Consider the following 18,357-nt stretch of genomic DNA (forward strand, 5'->3'; position numbering starts at 1 on the left):
TTTCATTCGTTCTTGTTCTAGCCACACTTTACTTATTGGTTCGTTTTTATCATAATCAGTCGTTTTTATCAGTTACCACTTCACGCAAAAAAGTAGATTGGAAACGTGTTGCCTTTTCATTTACAGTTTGGGCTTCGATTACTATTATCACCACACTTATCTCCTATTTTTTATATCCAGAAGATTTTAAATGGAACTTTAATCCGCTACCTTTTGCCTTTTTGGTAATTATTGGCGCGCTACTAATTCCTATTCAAACCAGTACTGAAGAGTATATTTTTAGAGGTTATTTAATGCAAGGCTTTGCTACTTTATCTAAAAACAAGTGGTTTCCGTTGCTTCTCACTTCCTTGATCTTTGGCGGCATGCATTGGTTTAACCCCGAAGTAACGCAAATGGGCCCGATTATTATGGTATACTACATTGGAACTGGATTATTCTTGGGTATCATTACCTTAATGGATGAGGGTATGGAACTAGCATTGGGATTTCATGCAGCCAACAACCTCATCGGAGCGCTATTAGTAACCTCCGATTGGTCGGCTTTTCAAACCAATTCCATTTTTAAAGATATTTCAAATCCGTCTGCGGGCTTTGATGTGATTTTACCCATCCTGATTATCTATCCTATTTTGTTATTTGTTTTTGGTAAAAAATATCAATGGGCTAATTGGAAAGAAAAATTAACAGGGAAAATTATAAATGCCTAACTTTGTTAGAGAACCTAAACCATCTAAAGCTATGACCGCAGCCTATCAAAAAGTACATCCTCTTTTTAAATTAAATGGATTTCATTTAGATCGAGACGATTTATGTCGAGTAGCTTACAGTTTTATCAAAGAAGGTGATCCGTATGAACAAGCTATTGGCTCCTTTATATTAGATTGGTTTGATGCGAAACCCTATTTAGAAGTCAGTACTTCTGGTACAACGGGGGCTCCCAAATTAATACAAGTTCAAAAATCAGCAATGGTGCAATCTGCTTTAGCTACCGGGGCTTATTTTGATTTAAGTCCAGGAAATAAAGCCTTACACTGCCTTCCAACACAATACATAGCTGGAAAAATGATGCTGGTACGCAGTTTTATTTTGGGGCTTGACCTGGATCTCGTAGCACCAAACAGTACTCCTCTTGCTAAAAACACCACAACCTATCATTTTGTAGCAATGGTACCATTGCAGGTACAAAATTCAATAGATAGTTTGGGAAAAGTAAAAAAACTAATTGTGGGTGGCGCCAAAATGAATCAAGAACTAGAAAGTTTAGTTGCCGAATTGCCTACGCAAATTTTTGAAACTTACGGAATGACCGAAACGGTTTCGCATATTGCTGCTAAACGTGTCGGCACTACTCCTTTCTCTATTTTACCAAATGTAACAATTAGCCAAGATCAGAGAGGTTGTTTGGTGATTAATGCTCCGCTAGTATCGTCAGAAGTTTTGATAACTAATGATTTGGTTGAAATTATAAATGAAAAAGAATTCATTTTGTTAGGGCGTGCAGATAACATCATTAACAGCGGAGGAATTAAATTAATTCCTGAACAAATTGAAACAAAGCTCGCCTCAAAAATAAAAGAACGTTTTTTTGTAGCAGGAATCTCTGATGCTACTCTAGGAGAAAAATTAGTACTTGTAATTGAAGGCGAAGCAAGAGAAATTTCTCTCAATGTTTTTGAAACTTTAAGTACTTACGAAAAACCAAAAGACTATTTCTTTGTTCCGCAATTTCTGGAAACAGAAAGCGGAAAAATAAAAAGAAAAGAAATTATAACTCAGATTCTCCACAACACGACTGCGTAAAACAAAAACATCTGAAAGGAAAACCAAATATTATTTGCTTTCTTTTCAGATGATTTTTTCTAATTCTACAACCTTAATTTACAATATATAATCCGTATTGATGAAGTTGGATTCTTTACTATTGAGTAAGGCTTGAAGAATCTCGTTATTGTAAGCATTGTCTTTTGACGCTACAAAAGTTCGTATCGAAAAAGAGCGCAAAGCATCATGAATACTTAAAGTTCCCACTGCCGAATCTTTGCGGCCAGTAAACGGAAACACATCGGGACCTCTTTGGCAAGAGCTATTTAAGTTTACGCGACAAACTAAATTTACCAATGCATCAATCAATGGTGCTATCGTTGTAATATCCTTACCAAATAAACTTACTTGCTGACCGTAGTTTGATTCGGCCATATCGTTAAGTGGTTCTTGAATTTCACTAAAAGTCATAATGGGAACTACAGGACCAAATTGTTCCTCATGATACACCCGCATTGCTTTATTTACTGGAAAAAGAACCGCTGGAAATATGGCATTTGGAGTTGTTTGTCCTCCTTTTTCATTAATAATAGAAGCACCATTTACAAGCGCATCATCAATTAATTCTTGAATATAAGCAGGTTTATCTTTTTCAGGAAGTGGTGTCAAAAACACTCCTTTTTCCCAAGGGTTTCCAAAAGCAAGTGCATCTACTTTTGCTGCAAAGCGTTTGTTAAATTCTGCGGCAATTGATTCGTGTACATAAATAATTTTGAGTGCAGTACAACGTTGTCCGTTAAATGATAAAGAACCTGCAATGCACTCTTGAATTGCCAAATCTAAGTCAGCATCAGGTAAAACAATCGCTGGATTTTTGGCTTCGAGTCCTAAAATTAGGCGCAATCTGTTTTTATTTGGATGTTGATCTTGTAAGGCAATCGCTGATTTACTATTGCCAATCAAAGCTAAAATATCAACTTTACCGGATTTCATAATTGGCGATGCTACCTCTCGGCCGCGACCGTAAACAATGTTGATAGCTCCTTTTGGAAAACTGTTTCGGAAAGCCTCTAAAAGTGGAGAAATTAATAACACACCGTGTTTTGCTGGCTTGAAAATTACAGGATTACCCATGATCAAAGCAGGAATCAATAATGAAAATGTTTCATTCAAAGGATAATTGTACGGACCGAGACACAATACTACTCCGAGAGGCCCACGACGTACCATGGCGTTGATGCCTTGTACTTTCGAGAAAAAGGCGCTACGAGTGTTAAGCTCTTTTAAACTTGTAATCGTATCGTAAATATATTCTACTGTACGATCGAATTCTTTTTCAGAATCGCCCAATGATTTACCAATTTCCCACATTAATAGTTTTACAACTTCGCTGCGGGTGGTTTTCATTTGTTCAACAAAGCGCTCCATACATTTAATTCGGTCAGCAACTTTCATAGTTGGCCAAAGTCCTTGTCCGTTGTTGTACGCTTCACTTGCAGCTTGCACTGCTTCGTTAGCTTCTGCCTCGCCCATAAAAGGAATAGACCCCAACAAAGTGGGTCCATAAGCATCAGTGGAGGAAATTGTTGAAAAAACAGGTGTGGTTTGTCCCTCCCACTTTTTTAATTCGCCATTGATCAAATAGGTATCTTGATTCAATAAGGCTGTTATCTGAAATTCTTCAGGAATTGTATTCATTTAGTTGGTGTTTTGTGGTTAGTTAATTAGCTATTGTAGTGGTTTACGGCTCTACCACTTCACCTTCCCAATCTAAGATTCCTCCTAGCAAATTATAGGCATATTCAAAACCCAGTTGATTCATAATTTCGCAAGCTTTGGCGCTACGCATTCCGGAACGGCAATACACGTAGTATTTTTTATCTTTATCCAATTCTTCAACAGCGTCAATAAAGCCTTGACCTTTGTGAATATCAATATTAATAGCGTTTGCGATAAAACCTTCGTTAAACTCATCAGCAGTTCTTACGTCAAGTATTACCGCATTTTCTTCAGCTTCAAACTGAGCTACCCAATCTTCTTGTGTTAAATTCATAATGATGTTTTTTTTGTAAAAATACGACGTTTTTAAGTAACAGTTATCGTGGCTTTTGTTAATTAGATAATAAATAGCAGAAAACGATTTCGCAACCGCATTACAATCAATACTATAGCCGAAATCGGTTTTAAAACTAAGAAAACACCCTATTTCACCGATAGGACATACAAAATTAATTACTTAAAAATAAAGTAGTTAGCTTAAAAAATATATCAAAATTACCTGCTATTCTCTATTTTATAAAGTACTTTTACCAGCATCGAAAATTAAAATAAACAACAGATGATTGTTCCTTTAAAAACAATTTTTCCGCAGTTCTCGCCTGACCTACTCGCTGCCATAGACCACGAAGCTTCCTACCAAACACAAGAGGCAGGTAGTATTTTAATGCGAACTGGTCAGTACATAAAAAATACGGTATTGGTCGTGAGCGGCACCATAAAAATTTATCGTGAAGACCAAGATGGTGGTGAATTTTTTATGTATTATTTGCATCCGGGACAAGCTTGTGCTATATCGATGATTTGTGCCACTAGAAATGAGAAAAGCCAAATAATGGCCAAAGTAGTTGATGAAGTCGAGCTAATCACCATCCCGTTAGCGGTTATGGACAAATGGATGATGCAGCATCGCTCTTGGTACGAATTTGTAATCGAAACCTATCGAAACAGATTTGAAGAAGTTTTAGAAGTAATTGATAGCATTGCATTTAGAGCGATGGATGAACGTTTGGAATTCTACTTGCAGCGCCATGCAGACTCATGTGGCTGTAATGAGCTAAAATTATCTCATCAAGAAATTGCATCCGATTTAAATACCTCAAGAGAAGTTATTTCAAGACTTTTAAAAAAAATGGAGCAAAGAGGTTTGCTGAAATTGCATCGTAATAACATCGAACTACTTTCTAAAAAATAACACTTATTGTTTCCTTATCATTATAACTTACTATGGAATATTTTGGCTATTTGGCTTCAATAATTATCGGACTTTCGTTGGGTTTAATTGGTGGCGGCGGATCAATATTAACAATTCCAATTTTAGTGTACTTATTTAAAATTGACGTTGAATTGGCTACTACCTATTCCTTATTTATCGTAGGGGTTACATCCTTATTAGGCTGTATTAGCCATTATAAGATGGGCAACTTACAACTAAAGTCGGCTTTATACTTTGCCGTACCATCCGTATTTTCTATTTTGATTATTCGAGAAGTAATTTTTCCGCAAATTGCCACTACCTTGTTCACCATAGCAACTTATCAAGTTTCTAAAAACGATTTAATCATGATTGTTTTTTCGATTCTAATGATGGCGGCAGCGATAGCAATGATTCGAAAAAGCAAACCCATTCCTGAAGGTTTAAAAACAAATTACATACAATTGGGCTTTATTGGTTTTGTTGTGGGAATTGTGACAGGTTTCTTGGGCGCAGGAGGCGGATTTTTGATTATTCCTGCCTTATTATTTTTTGCTAACCTACCAATGAAACAAGCTGTTGGAACTTCCTTACTGATTATATTTATCAACTCAAGTATCGGCTTTGTGGGCGATTTGTATATCGGGACTGCGATTGATTATCAGTTATTATTAGTAATTGCTGCGATGGCTTTTGTTGGAATGCTGATTGGAATTCAAATTTCAAAGAAAATTAATGGAGCACAACTCAAACCTATTTTTGGTTGGTTTGTTTTAATCATGGGCGTGTACATTATTACTAGAGAACTTTTTTGCTAAAAAATATACAACTGTAACAATTATCACTTTTATTACTAAAAAACAAAAGTACATTTGTACTCAAATAAAACATACTATTATGAAAATTGAACAAATATATACCGGATGTTTAGCACAAGGTGCTTATTACATTACTTCAAATGGAGTTGCAGCAATCATTGATCCACTGCGTGAAACACAACCGTACTTAGATCGTTTGCAAAGAGATGGAGTAGTATTAAAATATATTTTTGAGACTCATTTTCACGCTGATTTCGTATCGGGCCATTTGGATTTAAGCAAGCAAACAGGAGCACCTATTGTTTATGGTCCGCTAGCATTACCTGCTTTTGAAGCGATATCAGCAACTGACGGGCAATTATTTCCTCTTGGAAATGTAACTATCAAAGTATTGCATACGCCAGGACACACAATGGAGAGTACTTCGTATTTATTGTTGGATGAAAACGGTAAAGAACACGCACTTTTTTCAGGTGATACTTTGTTTATTGGCGATGTTGGCCGACCTGATTTGGCACAAAAAGCGGCGCATTTAACACAAGAACAATTAGCTGCTACATTATATCAATCGTTACGTTCAAAAATAATGACTTTGCCAGATGATGTGATTGTTTATCCGGCCCATGGTGCAGGTAGCGCTTGTGGCAAAAACATGAGTAAAGAAACAATATCAACCATTGGAAACCAAAAAGCAACAAACTACGCTTTACGTGCGAATATGACGGAAGCCGAGTTTATTCAAGAAGTCACAGATGGTTTATTGCCTCCTCCAGCCTATTTTGGTATGAACGTAGCAATGAACAAAGAAGGTTACGAAAGTTTTGAACATGTTTTAAACCTAGGTATGAGAGCACTTACACCTAAAGAGTTTGAAACTGCAGCCTCTGAAACTGGAGCATTATTGCTTGATACTCGAAAAAATGGTGAATTTGCCAAAGGTTTTATTCCGCAATCGATTAATATTGGTATTGATGGTGACTTTGCTCCGTGGGTAGGATCGATGATTGCCGATGTTAAACAACCTATTTTAATTATTTGCGAGGTGGGTCAAGAAGAGGAAACTGTTACTCGATTAAGTCGCGTAGGTTTCGATAATTTGGTAGGCCACTTGGCAGGAGGTTTTGAGTCTTGGGCAACTGCAGGAAAAGAAACCGATACTATTAATAGAATTACTGCCGAAACATTTGCAAATCAAGTAATTATTGGTGAGGACAAAGTAATTGACATTCGAAAAGCAACAGAATATGCAGCGGAGCACGTAACAGATGCTTACAGCAAACCACTCGCTTCTATTAATGATTGGATTGAAGATATTGACCCGAAACAACACTTTTTTATTCATTGTGCAGGCGGATATCGCAGTATGATAGCAGCATCAATTTTAGAAGCAAGAGGATTTAGAAATTTTACTGAAATTGAAGGTGGATTTAACGCTATTGCAAAAACTGAGGTTCCAAAAACTGATTTTGTTTGTCAGAGTAAAATACTTCAAAACTAATTCAACAAAGGTACTATTGCCATGAACCTCAACATTTATTAGTGTGATTTTCATATTTTAAATAATTTGGAAATCGCACTGCTAATTTAAATAAAGATTGAATTAATGAGTGAATCGAAAGAGATCAATTTGAATCAAACCCTAAACAAGAATTATTGGGATAATCGTTACCAAACGAACAATACCCAATGGGATATTGGTCAAGTTGCACCACCAATTCAGGAATTTATAGACACTATTGCTGATAAAAATGCTAGAATCCTTATTCCTGGTTGTGGTAATTGTTACGAAGCCATTTATTTGCTTCAACAAGGATTTACAGCTATTACCTTGATTGATATTGCACCAACATTAGTAAATAGCTTACAGGTAAAATTCAAAGATAATCCACAAATACAAGTAATTTTAGGAGATTTTTTCGAGCATCAAGATAGCTACGATTATATTCTTGAGCAAACTTTCTTTTGTGCGTTGCCTCCGCAAAACAGACCCTTGTATGTTTCAAAAATGAAAGAATTGCTCGCTCCCAAAGGTGTTTTGTTTGGACTTTTATTTGACCGTGATTTTGAATCAGGACCTCCATTTGGCGGAAATAAACTGGAGTACCACGGTTTATTTGAATCAGATTTTAATATCATTAGCCTTGAAAAAGCCAAGAATTCAATTCAGCCAAGAGCCAATGCGGAAGTTTTTATTCATTTTCTTAGAAAAAATTAAGGTTTGTGCTGTAAAAATAAGTTTAACATTCGCTGTCAAGCATCTTTTATAATTTTAACTCTTTACAGATATAAAATGACGGATAAGAACTGCAAGTAAACAGTTTTTATCCGTTTTTTAATTATTTCTTGGTTAACCACAGCTGTAACATTTTCTCTAGATCTGATTGTATAATTGGTTTAGGTAAATAATCATTAATTCCAGCTTCTAAACATTTTTCCTTATCTCCAATCATGATTCCTGCCGTAATTGCAATTATGGGAACCTCTTTGTACCCATCTATTTTTCGAATTTCGGCTGTAGCTTCGTATCCATTTTTGTTTGGCATTTGGATGTCCATCAAAATAAGATCGGGTTTGTAATTTCGAGATATTTCAATGGCTTCATTTCCATCTTTTGCTTCATATACGGTACAATCAGCAACAAGCCTTTTAACAAACGTTTTAGCCAACATCATATTGATTTTATTATCCTCAACAATAAGAATCTTTTTATCTTTTAATTCAAATTGAGGAGCAGTTATACTCCCTTCAATAGATTTTTGAATTGCTATTAATTCATTTTTTTTATGTTTGGCGTTTTTAAATTTAATTTCAAAAAAGAAATCGCTTCCTTCGCCTAAGGTACTTATCAATTGAAGCTTGCTGTTCATCAAAGCCAAAAGTTGGTTTGAAATTGCCAAACCTAGCCCGGTGCCACCAAATTTTCGGTTAGTCGAATTGTCTTCTTGTACAAAGGATTTAAATATTTTTTTGTTGTTATCAGTTTTGATTCCTACTCCGGTATCTTTTACAGAAAACTTTATAGTTGACCACTTTTGCCCCGAAGATTTTATTTTATTTATATCTAAACGAATTTCGCCAAAATGAGTAAACTTAATAGCGTTGCTCAAGAGATTGACTAAAATTTGTTTCAATCGAACGGAATCTGCCATAATGTATTGTGGCAACAGTTTATCTATATTTAATGTTAGTTGGATGTTCTTTTTGCTGGCCTGAATTTTGAATAAATTAATTACTTGAGTGGTCAACTTTACAAGATTAACCTCTTCAATGTTCAGTTCTAATTTTCCAGATTCAATTTTAGAAAAATCCAAAACGTCATTAACAATATCCATAAGTGTTGCTGCTGACTCATTTACGGTAGTCATGTATTCCGCCTGATTTTTCTTTAAATTAGACTTCATTAATAGGTGTGTAAAACCAATAATTCCGTTCAGAGGCGTTCGTATTTCGTGGCTCATATTGGCCAAGAAATCAGTTTTTGCTTTGTTGGCTGCTTCGGCTTGCTCTTTGGCTTTCAGCAATTCCATTTCAAGAGTTTTTTGTTCAGTTATATCAATAAAACTTATAATTACCTCTACTAAATTGCCGTTCATATCAAAATCAGGAAAACCATTGACCAACAACCAAGTCATAGTGCTTGAATCAGGCAATTCTAAACCAATTTTAAAGTTTTTTAGAGGTTTTTTAGAGGTTATAATTTGATTTACCGGATACCATTCGAACGTCATTTTATCGTTGTTTTCATCGTAAAACTTCCAAATTGGATTACTAGCCGTCATTCCCTTTAAGGATTCAACATCGTACGCTAATAATTCAGCTGCCTTTTGATTCCATACAATGATTGAAGTATCAGGAGCGTGAACAATGATTCCTGCATCTAAATTACTAATCAGTCCACGGTATCGTTCTTCACTTTTAAAAAGCATAAGATCGGACTGCTTTGATTGTGTAACATCACGACTCAAACAAATAAAGTGTTTCTGATCGCTTGCGCTGTCATACATTGGCGCAACCGACAATTCAAACCAATGCAAGCCTTTATCAGGTAAGTATAGTGAATATTGACGTCCCGTTGAATATCCAAATTCACTAGCCTCTTTTATTGCTGATAAAATCAAATTGGATGCGTCAGGTGGTAATATCTCTGAAAACAACTTTCCAAGAAAGTAATCGGGAGTTACAATCAATAATTCATTGGTACTTGAATGGTAATTGTATATTCTTCCGTCTTCGTCTAATTCGAAAAGCATATCAGGAATGGCGCCAAGAATAGCTTCCATTTTTTTATGCATTTTCATGAACGCATTTTCAATTTTTTTCCGTTCGCTAATATTTCTAACAATTGCCACAATCCTTCCATCAGCAATCATCTTAGCAGTAATTTCGACAACAACTAAAGAACCGTCTTTATGTTGCATACTGCGTTCTAGTAACGTTTGTTGACCATTTGCAAGTTCATTAAACATTAATGGAATTCTTTCTAGTTCTTCATTTTGAAATAAATCACTTACGTTTTTAGAGCACAATTCTTCCTTAGAATAGCCCAACATCTTACAAGCACTTTCGTTTACTTCTAATAGATTACCAGCAACATTATTAATAAAAATCGCATCAGATGCTTGCTCAATTAAACTGCGGTATTGTTCTTCACTGTTGCTAAGTTTTTCTTTGATGTTTTTTAACTCTGTTATTTCAGTTAATGCTCCGTTTAACCGAATAGCCTTTCCACTCTGGTCCCGGGTGACAACACCACGGTCGTAAAATATACCGTAAGTACCATCGGCTTTGAGAAAACGAAACTCATCTGACCAGTTGCGTTCTGCGCCAGCGTAAGTATCATCTAACTTTTTTGTAACCCGTTCGCGATCATCAGGATGCACTTTAGAACGCCATAAAGCTGCATTATTTATTCCATCAGGCTCTAAACTTCCAAAACCTAATAAATCAATAAATGTTTGATTATTCCAACTTTGGCCAGTAACCAAATCTACTTCAAAAACAGCATCATTGGTAGCCTGTGCAATAGTTTCAAATCGCGAATTTGCAGTCTTGAGTTCCTCTTCGGCTTTTTTAATTTCGGATAAGTCAAGTCCCATTCCTAACAAACATCGTTCTCCGTTATATTGAATTGGGTTCGAGTTTATGAAAAACGGAACCTTCACCTTATTTTTTGTCTGAAAAACAACTTCAATCCCAGGCAATTTATCACCTTCTTCAAAGTTTGATCCAAATGCTAGTTCTATTCGATCTCTAATTTTTGCTTTTTCATCATCGTCAAGTACATCTAATGCATTTAATTGTCTCATTTCTTCCGGCGTATAACCGGTGAGAGTTTCAAAGTTTTTATTCCATTTTACAAACTTTCCTTGTTGATTATATAAATAGAAAATTCCAGGTAGATTATTGATAATTACTTCTGAAAGCTGCTGCTCCTTTAAAATTGCAACTTCTGATTTCTTACGTTCTGTAATATCTGTTATTGTACCAACATACCCTACTACTTCATTTTTTATATTGCGTTCTGGAATTGCTTGCCCCATTACCCAAACAATAGTTCCATCGGGTTTCAAAAAACGATACTCTGTAGTAGATTTTTCCTGTGTTTTTGAATCTTCCTGCCATCTTTTTGCCAAGTATTCCTTATCATCCGGATGTACTGCATCGAGCCAACCATAACCAATAGCGTCTTCATAAGAAAAACCCGATATTCTACTCCAATACGGATTTACATAAGTCGTACAACCTGTCATATCGGTTCTAAAAATACCAACAGGAGACACTTCTGTTAAAGTGTGGTAGCGCTGTTCACTTTCAATTATTGCTTCAGATGTTTCTTTTCTTTGTGATTCGTTTTCAAGAATTTCAAGTGCAAAGGCAATATCGTTGGTTGCCTCTTGCAATAATTTTATTTCTTCTGCATCAAAAAAGTTCTTTTCACCTGCATAAAACATAATGACACCAATGACTTCCTTAAATTTCTGAATTGGTAATGCTATCATAGACTTATAATTGCGTTTTAGCGCTTCTTCTTTCCAAGGCAACATCATTGCATCCGTCTCAATATCATTACAAACTACATATCGGTTTTCAAGAAATGCCCGAGCAGCAGGACCTTGTCCCGCAGGCATGTTTGCATTTGTTGAAGGAATTACAATATTATCAAAATAGTCTTGATGGTCACCAGCCATACGAATAGGTTCTAACAACTGCTTTTGCTCATCATACAAACCAATCCATGCCATTCTGAACTTACCTTGTTCTATAGCAATTGTACAGGCCTCATAGAACAAATTTTCTTGATTAGTTGTACGAACAATCATTTGGTTCATATGACTAATGAAAGAGTATAAGCGATTGGCTTTAATAATCTTTTGTTCAGCAATCACTCGAGAAGTAACATCAGTGATAATACCATGACAAATTACCGTTCCTTCAAGCTCCAGAATAGGTAACGAATTTATGTGATGCCACATTAAGCCCTTTGTAGGATGAAAATAGCGGTATTCTATTTGCAGTGGTACCAAATTATTTTTGGTATTGGTAACGCTAGCCAATAAAGGAGCAAGATCATCTGGGTGTACAGCAGCATAAATTTGTTGTTGATTGTTTTCTATTTCTTCAAATTTAAATCCAAAAATATCGTGGATTGCGTTACTAGCATAGGTGTAACAATAACTTCCATCTAAATTATGTCGCAACGAATAAATCATTCCTGGTGAGGCTTCAGCAATTTTTAAAAATTTATCTCGTTCAAGTTCCAATTGTTTTTGAGCTGCTTTTGCCTGCGTAACGTCTCGCATATTGGTAATAATACCACGCACATCTTCATCGTGCAAAAGGTTATTAACGTATCCCTCCATCCAAATGTAGTGCCCATCACTATGCTTGACTTGAAATTGTACCGGAAATGATAAACCAGGATTTTCGAGAGCTAAAGCCATTTTTTCTTTTACATAAAGCAAATGGTCTGGATGTATAAAATCTAGGCCACATAAATCTGTAAAATCATCGTTAATCCAACCTGTGATTTTTATTGAAGACTCACTTATAAATAATATTCGATAGTTTTCGTCTAATAAAGTAATGCTATCTTGATTATTTTGAATAAAAGCCCTAAATCGTTTCTCATTTCGAACAAGTTGTTCTTGAATGTTTTTTTGTTCCGTAATGTCTTTTACAAAACCTAAAAATTTATTTTCGGACAACTTTACCGCTTCGGCAGCCCAGCATCTAACTTGCCCAGATTTTGTTTTGATAAATATTTCTTTTTTACCCACCCCATTTTCTACCAATTTTTGAAATTCCTTGATGTATTCCTGAACCTCTTCTTCAATTGATAAATCACCAAACTTCATTTTTAAAAGTTCTTCTCTTGAATATCCTGATAATGTGCATGCTGCTTGATTAACCTCTAAATAATGTCCTTTTTCACCTACTACAAAAACGCCATCGGGTGCATTTTCGATATAAGTTTTAAAGTTTGAGTTACTTTCTTCCGATAGTAATTGCAATTCGTAGTCAAGTGCCGAAACCTCACGTTCTTTTATTTCTTTTTGAAAATTTTTCTTATCTGTAATATCTTGAAATGTTCCTTTTAAACGGCGCACAGATCCATCTTCATCTACAATAGGGAAAACTATGGCATTTAAATACTTATTTTTTCCGGTTGATAAAGTCACACATTGTTCAAATATTACTTCTTCTTTATCTTGTATACAGGTAATTAATTTACTTAAAAAAAGTTCAGCCGATTCCTTGGTTTGGACCAATAGCAATTCATTATACAAATCCAACTGAGCTGCCTCTTGAACTTCCAAAATAGCAAATAGTTGTTGCGACCATTGCATTTTTTTTGTTGTAAAATCGAGTTCCCAACTGCCTATTTTTGCGATTTTTTGAATATGAGTTAAAGATGCTTCGCTATCGAGTAATTGTTTTTGTATACTTTCGAAATCAGTAAATTCCACACCAATGGCCTGAATACAGTCATTTTGTGATGACAATGTCAACACCCATTCAAAACCGAATACTCGGCCATCACTCGCTACAAATCTATTTTTTAAAGTAGTGACAGAAGTACCACTGCCTACCAACGCAAATGCTTTTAAAGTTTCATTATGATCATCAGCATGTATAAAAGATAAAAATGGTCGACTAAGAAACTCTTCTTCAGAAAATCCAAATTTAAGAGTGAAAGCAGGATTAATTTGCTTAAAAAAACCATCAAATGTCAGGATACACGCTAAATCTTTTGACTGATGTAGCACATTTTTAATTTTCTTGAGCTCAGCATTTGCTTGCTCCAACCTACTTATTTGTTGCTCTTGAGCTTTGATTTGCCGAATTAGATCATCGTAGGATGGTTCTTTTGATTGCATATTGTGAAAATATTAAAGAAAAAGCTAAATGTATAAATTTTTAAAACTTAAATCAAGTTTACTTTTTCAAATTATCATCGTGCAAGAAACAACTAATCATACCCTTACAATTATTGAAGGTCCTAAAATTCGGACAAAAGTTATGGATCGTAAAAAACACTAAAATTCAACCTCTATTTCGATCTCAAAAAATTAACAAAAATTTAATCGACATTTGTATATACAACATTAAATAAAGACTACATTTGTACCCACAAATGACATATATACAAATATGAAAATTGAAGAAATATTAAAATCTACTGTACCGATGGATAATTCAAAAAAAATTATCCTCAATATTATGTATACCCAAAATGTACTTGCAGAGCATTTTAATGAAATTTTAAAACCTTATGAAATCTCAAGTGAGCAGTACAATGTATTGCGCATTTTAAGAGGACAAAAAGGAAATCCAGCCAATATGTGCGTAATTCAAGAGCGCATGTTAGCAAAAACAAGTAACACTACTCGGTTAGTTGATAAATTATTACTTAAAAATTTTGTGACCCGAAAAGTATGTTCAGACAACCGCAGAAAAATTGAAGTTTTAATTACAGAGGAAGGACTAAAAGTACTAGAAGAGCTTGATCCAAAAGTGACCGCTCATGAAAAATCCTTCTCGCAAAAACTAAGTACATCAGAGATTGAGACTTTGAATCAATTATTAGAAAAATATAGAAATCAATAAATACCAATAACAAAATGAATACATTCGTAGATAATCAAAACTGGAGATATGCAACAAAGAAATTTGATGCCTCTAAAAAAGTAAGTACAGAAGATTTAAACATATTGAAAGAAGCAATTAGACTTTCTGCATCTTCTTACGGCTTACAGCCTTACAAAATTATTATTGTTGAAAATCCTGAATTAAGAGCTAAAATTCAGCCATCTGCATGGGGACAAACACAAATTGTTGACGCTTCTCACCTTTTAGTTTTTGCAAATGAAGTGAATTTTGGAGCTGAAGGAATTGATGCTTTTATTGCAAACATGAGTCAAACAAGAGGTATTCCGGTTGAAAATTTACAGCCATACAATGACTTAATGAAAAACAATTTGACTACACTTCCTGAAGAAGTGCGTAACACTTGGGCAGCAAAACAGACTTACTTAGCAATGGGTAATTTATTGAATGCCGCAGCGGAGCTAAAAATTGACGTTACGCCAATGGAAGGATTTATTCCTGCTGATGTAAACGAAATTTTAGGATTGAATGCATTAGGATTGAACGCATCTCTACTTGCAACCGTAGGTTACAGACATGAAGAAGATGCAACACAATTTGGTAAAAAAGTACGTAAATCAACTGAAGAATTATTTATTACATTATAATTATTAATCAACATTAAACAAAAAAACAAATGAAAAATCTAAAATCAATTGCATTAGCAGTAGTAGTAGCTTTAGCTACAGTAACAGTAAACGCTCAAACTAAAAAAGTAGATGCTACTCAAAGTTCAATTAAATGGGTTGGAAAAAAAGTAACAGGTGCTCATGAAGGTACAATCAACCTAAAAAGCGGTAACCTTGTTTTTAAAGGTAAAAAATTAGTTGGTGGAAACTTTATTGTTGACATGAACTCAATGACTGTAACTGACTTAAAGGCAGGGCAAGGAAAAGAAAAATTGGAAGGGCACTTAAAAGCTGATGACTTTTTTGGAACTGAAAAATTTGCAACTTCAACTTTAGTTTTCAAAAAAGTAACTGCAAAATCTGCAAACGCTTACGCAGTAACAGCTGATTTGACCATCAAAGGAATTACTAAACCAGTAACTTTTGACTTGACTACAACTGCAAACACTGCAAATGCTAACGTAGTAGTTGATAGAACTAAATACAAAATTGAGTACAACTCAGCTAGTATTTTCAGCGCAATTGGTGACAAAGCCATCAACGATGATTTCACATTAGCTGTAGCTTTAAAATTCTAAGAATTTATTGGTCTCACATTATAACCCCAACAAGCAATTGTTGGGGTTCTTTTTTATATACCAATTAATCTTCAGTCAGGATTTAACAAAATAGCGTGATAACTGCTTCATTTTTAACAACCGTTTTATTTGCAAGTCCGATAATCATTTCTATATTTGCACTATACAAAAAAAAACAATGAATACAATTTTAAACAATACTTGGTGGTGGAACAATTTACGTCAGTCGTCGTGAAGAGAGCTCCTATAGTATGTTTAAAACTACTTATACAAAAGGCTTGTCATGACGACAAGCCTTTTTTTTATGTATCACAAAATCAAAACTAATCAACTAAAAATACAAGATCTTGAAATCATTTGCTTTACATACTCACTACAAACAAATTCTTGCAGACACCATCACGCCTGTAAGTGTGTATTTAAAAATTAGAGATAAATTCCCTAACAGTTTACTGCTCGAAAGTAGCGATTACCACGGCAACGACAACAGCTTTTCCTATATTTGTTGCAATCCCATCGCTTCGATAAAAATAGAAAATGAAACGGTTTACAAGCAGTTTCCTGATGGAACTTTTGAAAAAACGGCAATCGAAGCTACTACAGATGTACCGTCAATTATTCAAGAATTTTCTGGACAATTCAAATCTGAAAAAAATAATTTTAAATTCATCAACAATGGCTTGTTTGGGTATATTTCGTATGATGCAGTGCGTTATTTTGAAAAAGTAACTATCGCCAAAAAAGAAAATAGCAATACTATTCCCGATATTTATTATGCGGTTTACCAAAATATAATTGCCATCAACCATTTTAAAAATGAAGCTTATATTTTTTGCCACAGCATAAACGGTCACAATAACATTTCAGAAATTGAACAATTGCTTCAATCTCGCAATATTGCTTCGTATAAATTCACCAAAGAAGGAGCTGGATTTTCTAACTTAACGGATGCCGAGTTCAAGCACAATGTAGCTTTAGCTAAAAAGCATTGTTTCCGCGGAGACGTTTTTCAATTAGTACTTTCACGCCGATTTACACAAGGCTTTAAAGGAGACGAATTCAATGTTTATCGCGCCTTACGCAGTATAAATCCTTCACCCTATTTGTTTTTCTTTGATTATGGCGACTTTAAAATATTTGGGTCGTCGCCCGAAGCGCAAATCATCGTAAAAGATCGTAAGGCTGAAATTCACCCAATCGCAGGAACTTTTAAACGAACTGGCGATGACGAAAAAGATGCTGAATTAGCCAAACAATTATCAGAAGACAAAAAAGAAAACAGCGAACACGTTATGCTTGTTGATTTGGCTAGAAACGATCTCAGTCGCCATGGTCACGCAGTAAACGTGGAGCGCTATCGTGAGGTTCAATTTTTCTCGCATGTAATTCATTTGGTTTCAAAAGTAACAGGACATTTACATGAAAATGCTACAACCATGCAAGTAGTAGCCGATACATTTCCAGCAGGAACCTTGAGTGGCGCACCAAAACATAGAGCCATGCAACTAATTGAAGAATATGAAAAAACCAATAGAAATTTTTACGGAGGTGCCATTGGTGTTATGGATTTTGAAGGCAACTTTAATCACGCGATTATGATTCGTACTTTTTTAAGTAAAAATCATCAATTGCATTGCCAAGCAGGCGCAGGGATTGTAGCAGGATCAGATGAAGAAAACGAAATGCAAGAAGTGTACAATAAATTAAGAGCATTAAATACGGCTTTGGATTTAGCGGAGACCATTTAAAAACTAATTTAAAGATTTAAAGATTTAATAATTCAAGAATTTAAAGATTGTCAAAAAATAGAATTTTTTACACGAGCCTGAACAACGAACTGGCGAAGCAATCTTTAAATCTTTCAATTTTTCAATAATAAAAATGAAAAAAATACTAGTCATAGACAATTACGATAGCTTCACTTACAATTTAGTGCACTACCTTGAAGATTTAAATTGCGAAGTTACAGTATACCGAAACGATGAATTTGAGTTAGATGAAATTGCTTCGTTTGATAAAATTTTACTCTCGCCTGGACCTGGAATTCCTGACGAAGCTGGTTTACTCAAAGCGGTTATTCAAAAATATGGACCAACAAAAAGTATTTTTGGAGTATGCTTAGGGCAACAAGCTATTGGCGAAGTATACGGCGGAACATTAACTAACCTAGACAAAGTTTATCACGGTGTAAGCTCTATGGTTCAAACCACGGTTACTGATGAAGGTTTGTTTGAAGGTTTGGATAATTCATTTGAAGTAGGACGTTACCACTCGTGGGTTGTCGAAAGCAATTTACCCGAAGTACTTGAAGCTACTTCTGTTGATGAAAATGGACAAATTATGTCTTTGCGTCATAAAAATTTTGATGTTCGCGGCGTACAATTTCATCCCGAAAGCGTTTTGACACCTAATGGCAAAAAGATATTAGAGAATTGGGTGAAAAATTAGTC

General features: G+C 34.9%; 14 protein-coding genes. 11 read left to right on the forward strand and 3 right to left on the reverse strand.

The genetic code is table 11. From position 1 onward, the window contains the following. Both KBJ98_RS13115 and KBJ98_RS13120 read left to right on the forward strand, forming a co-directional pair. Nucleotides 1–710, forward strand: a 710-nt coding sequence (locus KBJ98_RS13115; RefSeq protein ID WP_210791297.1) for a CPBP family intramembrane glutamic endopeptidase, incomplete at its 5' end; no start/stop codon positions are given. After that, entirely contained in the window at nucleotides 703–1,803 is a 1,101-nt protein-coding gene (locus tag KBJ98_RS13120; RefSeq protein ID WP_225899138.1) for an AMP-binding protein, read from the forward strand. The genes KBJ98_RS13115 and KBJ98_RS13120, both read left to right, overlap by 8 nt. Before the next feature lie 78 nt (nucleotides 1,804–1,881). Here KBJ98_RS13120 and KBJ98_RS13125 read toward each other — a convergent pair whose 3' ends face one another. Together KBJ98_RS13125 and KBJ98_RS13130 are read right to left on the reverse strand one after the other, a co-directional pair. Then, nucleotides 1,882–3,462, reverse strand: coding sequence for an NADP-dependent glyceraldehyde-3-phosphate dehydrogenase (locus tag KBJ98_RS13125; protein ID WP_210791299.1), 1,581 nt, complete (start codon nucleotides 3,460–3,462; stop codon nucleotides 1,882–1,884). Between the two features lie 43 nt (nucleotides 3,463–3,505). Beyond that, a complete protein-coding gene (locus KBJ98_RS13130; protein ID WP_210791300.1) occupies nucleotides 3,506–3,817 on the reverse strand; it encodes a rhodanese-like domain-containing protein in 312 nt (103 codons plus the stop codon). A gap of 285 nt (nucleotides 3,818–4,102) precedes the next feature. On the opposite strand from KBJ98_RS13130, the gene KBJ98_RS13135 reads away from it, so the two are divergent. The 4 genes from KBJ98_RS13135 (at nucleotide 4,103) to KBJ98_RS13150 (ending at nucleotide 7,768) form a co-directional block, all read left to right on the forward strand. Further along, the gene (locus tag KBJ98_RS13135; RefSeq protein ID WP_210791302.1) at nucleotides 4,103–4,735 is read left to right on the forward strand and encodes a Crp/Fnr family transcriptional regulator; all 633 of its coding nucleotides are present in this window, start codon (nucleotides 4,103–4,105) and stop codon (nucleotides 4,733–4,735) included. 32 nt (nucleotides 4,736–4,767) lie between these two features. Next, nucleotides 4,768–5,553, forward strand: coding sequence for a sulfite exporter TauE/SafE family protein (locus KBJ98_RS13140; RefSeq protein ID WP_210791304.1), 786 nt, complete (start codon nucleotides 4,768–4,770; stop codon nucleotides 5,551–5,553). A 79-nt stretch (nucleotides 5,554–5,632) separates the two neighbouring features. Continuing rightward, the gene (locus tag KBJ98_RS13145; RefSeq protein WP_210791306.1) at nucleotides 5,633–7,051 is read left to right on the forward strand and encodes an MBL fold metallo-hydrolase; all 1,419 of its coding nucleotides are present in this window, start codon (nucleotides 5,633–5,635) and stop codon (nucleotides 7,049–7,051) included. A gap of 105 nt (nucleotides 7,052–7,156) precedes the next feature. After that, the gene (locus KBJ98_RS13150; RefSeq protein WP_210791308.1) at nucleotides 7,157–7,768 is read left to right on the forward strand and encodes a methyltransferase domain-containing protein; all 612 of its coding nucleotides are present in this window, start codon (nucleotides 7,157–7,159) and stop codon (nucleotides 7,766–7,768) included. A gap of 121 nt (nucleotides 7,769–7,889) precedes the next feature. Here the strand turns inward: KBJ98_RS13150 and KBJ98_RS13155 are convergent, their stop codons facing one another. Further along, the gene (locus KBJ98_RS13155) at nucleotides 7,890–13,931 is read right to left on the reverse strand and encodes a PAS domain S-box protein (protein ID WP_210791311.1); all 6,042 of its coding nucleotides are present in this window, start codon (nucleotides 13,929–13,931) and stop codon (nucleotides 7,890–7,892) included. A gap of 274 nt (nucleotides 13,932–14,205) precedes the next feature. Here KBJ98_RS13155 and KBJ98_RS13160 point away from each other — a divergent pair, with 274 nt between their 5' ends. From KBJ98_RS13160 to KBJ98_RS13180, 5 genes are all read left to right on the forward strand, one after another. Then, complete coding sequence (locus KBJ98_RS13160) at nucleotides 14,206–14,661, forward strand: MarR family winged helix-turn-helix transcriptional regulator (RefSeq protein ID WP_210791313.1); 456 nt, start codon at nucleotides 14,206–14,208, stop codon at nucleotides 14,659–14,661. 14 nt (nucleotides 14,662–14,675) lie between these two features. Beyond that, on the forward strand, nucleotides 14,676–15,308 hold the full coding sequence (locus KBJ98_RS13165) for an NAD(P)H-dependent oxidoreductase (RefSeq protein ID WP_210791315.1): 633 nt from the start codon (nucleotides 14,676–14,678) through the stop codon (nucleotides 15,306–15,308). A gap of 29 nt (nucleotides 15,309–15,337) precedes the next feature. Next, nucleotides 15,338–15,907, forward strand: coding sequence for a YceI family protein (locus tag KBJ98_RS13170; protein WP_210791317.1), 570 nt, complete (start codon nucleotides 15,338–15,340; stop codon nucleotides 15,905–15,907). A gap of 347 nt (nucleotides 15,908–16,254) precedes the next feature. Next, complete coding sequence (locus tag KBJ98_RS13175) at nucleotides 16,255–17,655, forward strand: anthranilate synthase component I family protein (protein ID WP_166133648.1); 1,401 nt, start codon at nucleotides 16,255–16,257, stop codon at nucleotides 17,653–17,655. Nucleotides 17,656–17,788: 133 nt separating this feature from the next. Continuing rightward, nucleotides 17,789–18,355 (forward strand): anthranilate synthase component II, encoded by a 567-nt coding sequence (locus tag KBJ98_RS13180; protein ID WP_210791319.1) that lies wholly within the window; start codon nucleotides 17,789–17,791, stop codon nucleotides 18,353–18,355. Nucleotides 18,356–18,357 lie beyond the last annotated feature (2 nt).

The sequence above is a fragment of the Flavobacterium erciyesense genome (genome assembly GCF_018069925.1).
Lineage (GTDB): Bacteria > Bacteroidota > Bacteroidia > Flavobacteriales > Flavobacteriaceae > Flavobacterium > Flavobacterium erciyesense.

Bases quoted from the DNA above. Each gene is read 5' to 3' on its own strand.
- KBJ98_RS13125 (WP_210791299.1), bottom strand. From the start codon at position 3,462: ATGAATACAATTCCTGAAGAATTTCAGATAACAGCCTTATTGAATCAA.
- KBJ98_RS13170 (WP_210791317.1), top strand. From the start codon at position 15,338: ATGAAAAATCTAAAATCAATTGCATTAGCAGTAGTAGTAGCTTTAGCT.
- KBJ98_RS13160 (WP_210791313.1), top strand. From the start codon at position 14,206: ATGAAAATTGAAGAAATATTAAAATCTACTGTACCGATGGATAATTCA.
- KBJ98_RS13150 (WP_210791308.1), top strand. From the start codon at position 7,157: ATGAGTGAATCGAAAGAGATCAATTTGAATCAAACCCTAAACAAGAAT.
- KBJ98_RS13155 (WP_210791311.1), bottom strand. From the start codon at position 13,931: ATGCAATCAAAAGAACCATCCTACGATGATCTAATTCGGCAAATCAAA.
- KBJ98_RS13135 (WP_210791302.1), top strand. From the start codon at position 4,103: ATGATTGTTCCTTTAAAAACAATTTTTCCGCAGTTCTCGCCTGACCTA.
- KBJ98_RS13140 (WP_210791304.1), top strand. From the start codon at position 4,768: ATGGAATATTTTGGCTATTTGGCTTCAATAATTATCGGACTTTCGTTG.
- KBJ98_RS13120 (WP_225899138.1), top strand. From the start codon at position 703: ATGCCTAACTTTGTTAGAGAACCTAAACCATCTAAAGCTATGACCGCA.
- KBJ98_RS13165 (WP_210791315.1), top strand. From the start codon at position 14,676: ATGAATACATTCGTAGATAATCAAAACTGGAGATATGCAACAAAGAAA.
- KBJ98_RS13145 (WP_210791306.1), top strand. From the start codon at position 5,633: ATGAAAATTGAACAAATATATACCGGATGTTTAGCACAAGGTGCTTAT.
- KBJ98_RS13180 (WP_210791319.1), top strand. From the start codon at position 17,789: ATGAAAAAAATACTAGTCATAGACAATTACGATAGCTTCACTTACAAT.
- KBJ98_RS13130 (WP_210791300.1), bottom strand. From the start codon at position 3,817: ATGAATTTAACACAAGAAGATTGGGTAGCTCAGTTTGAAGCTGAAGAA.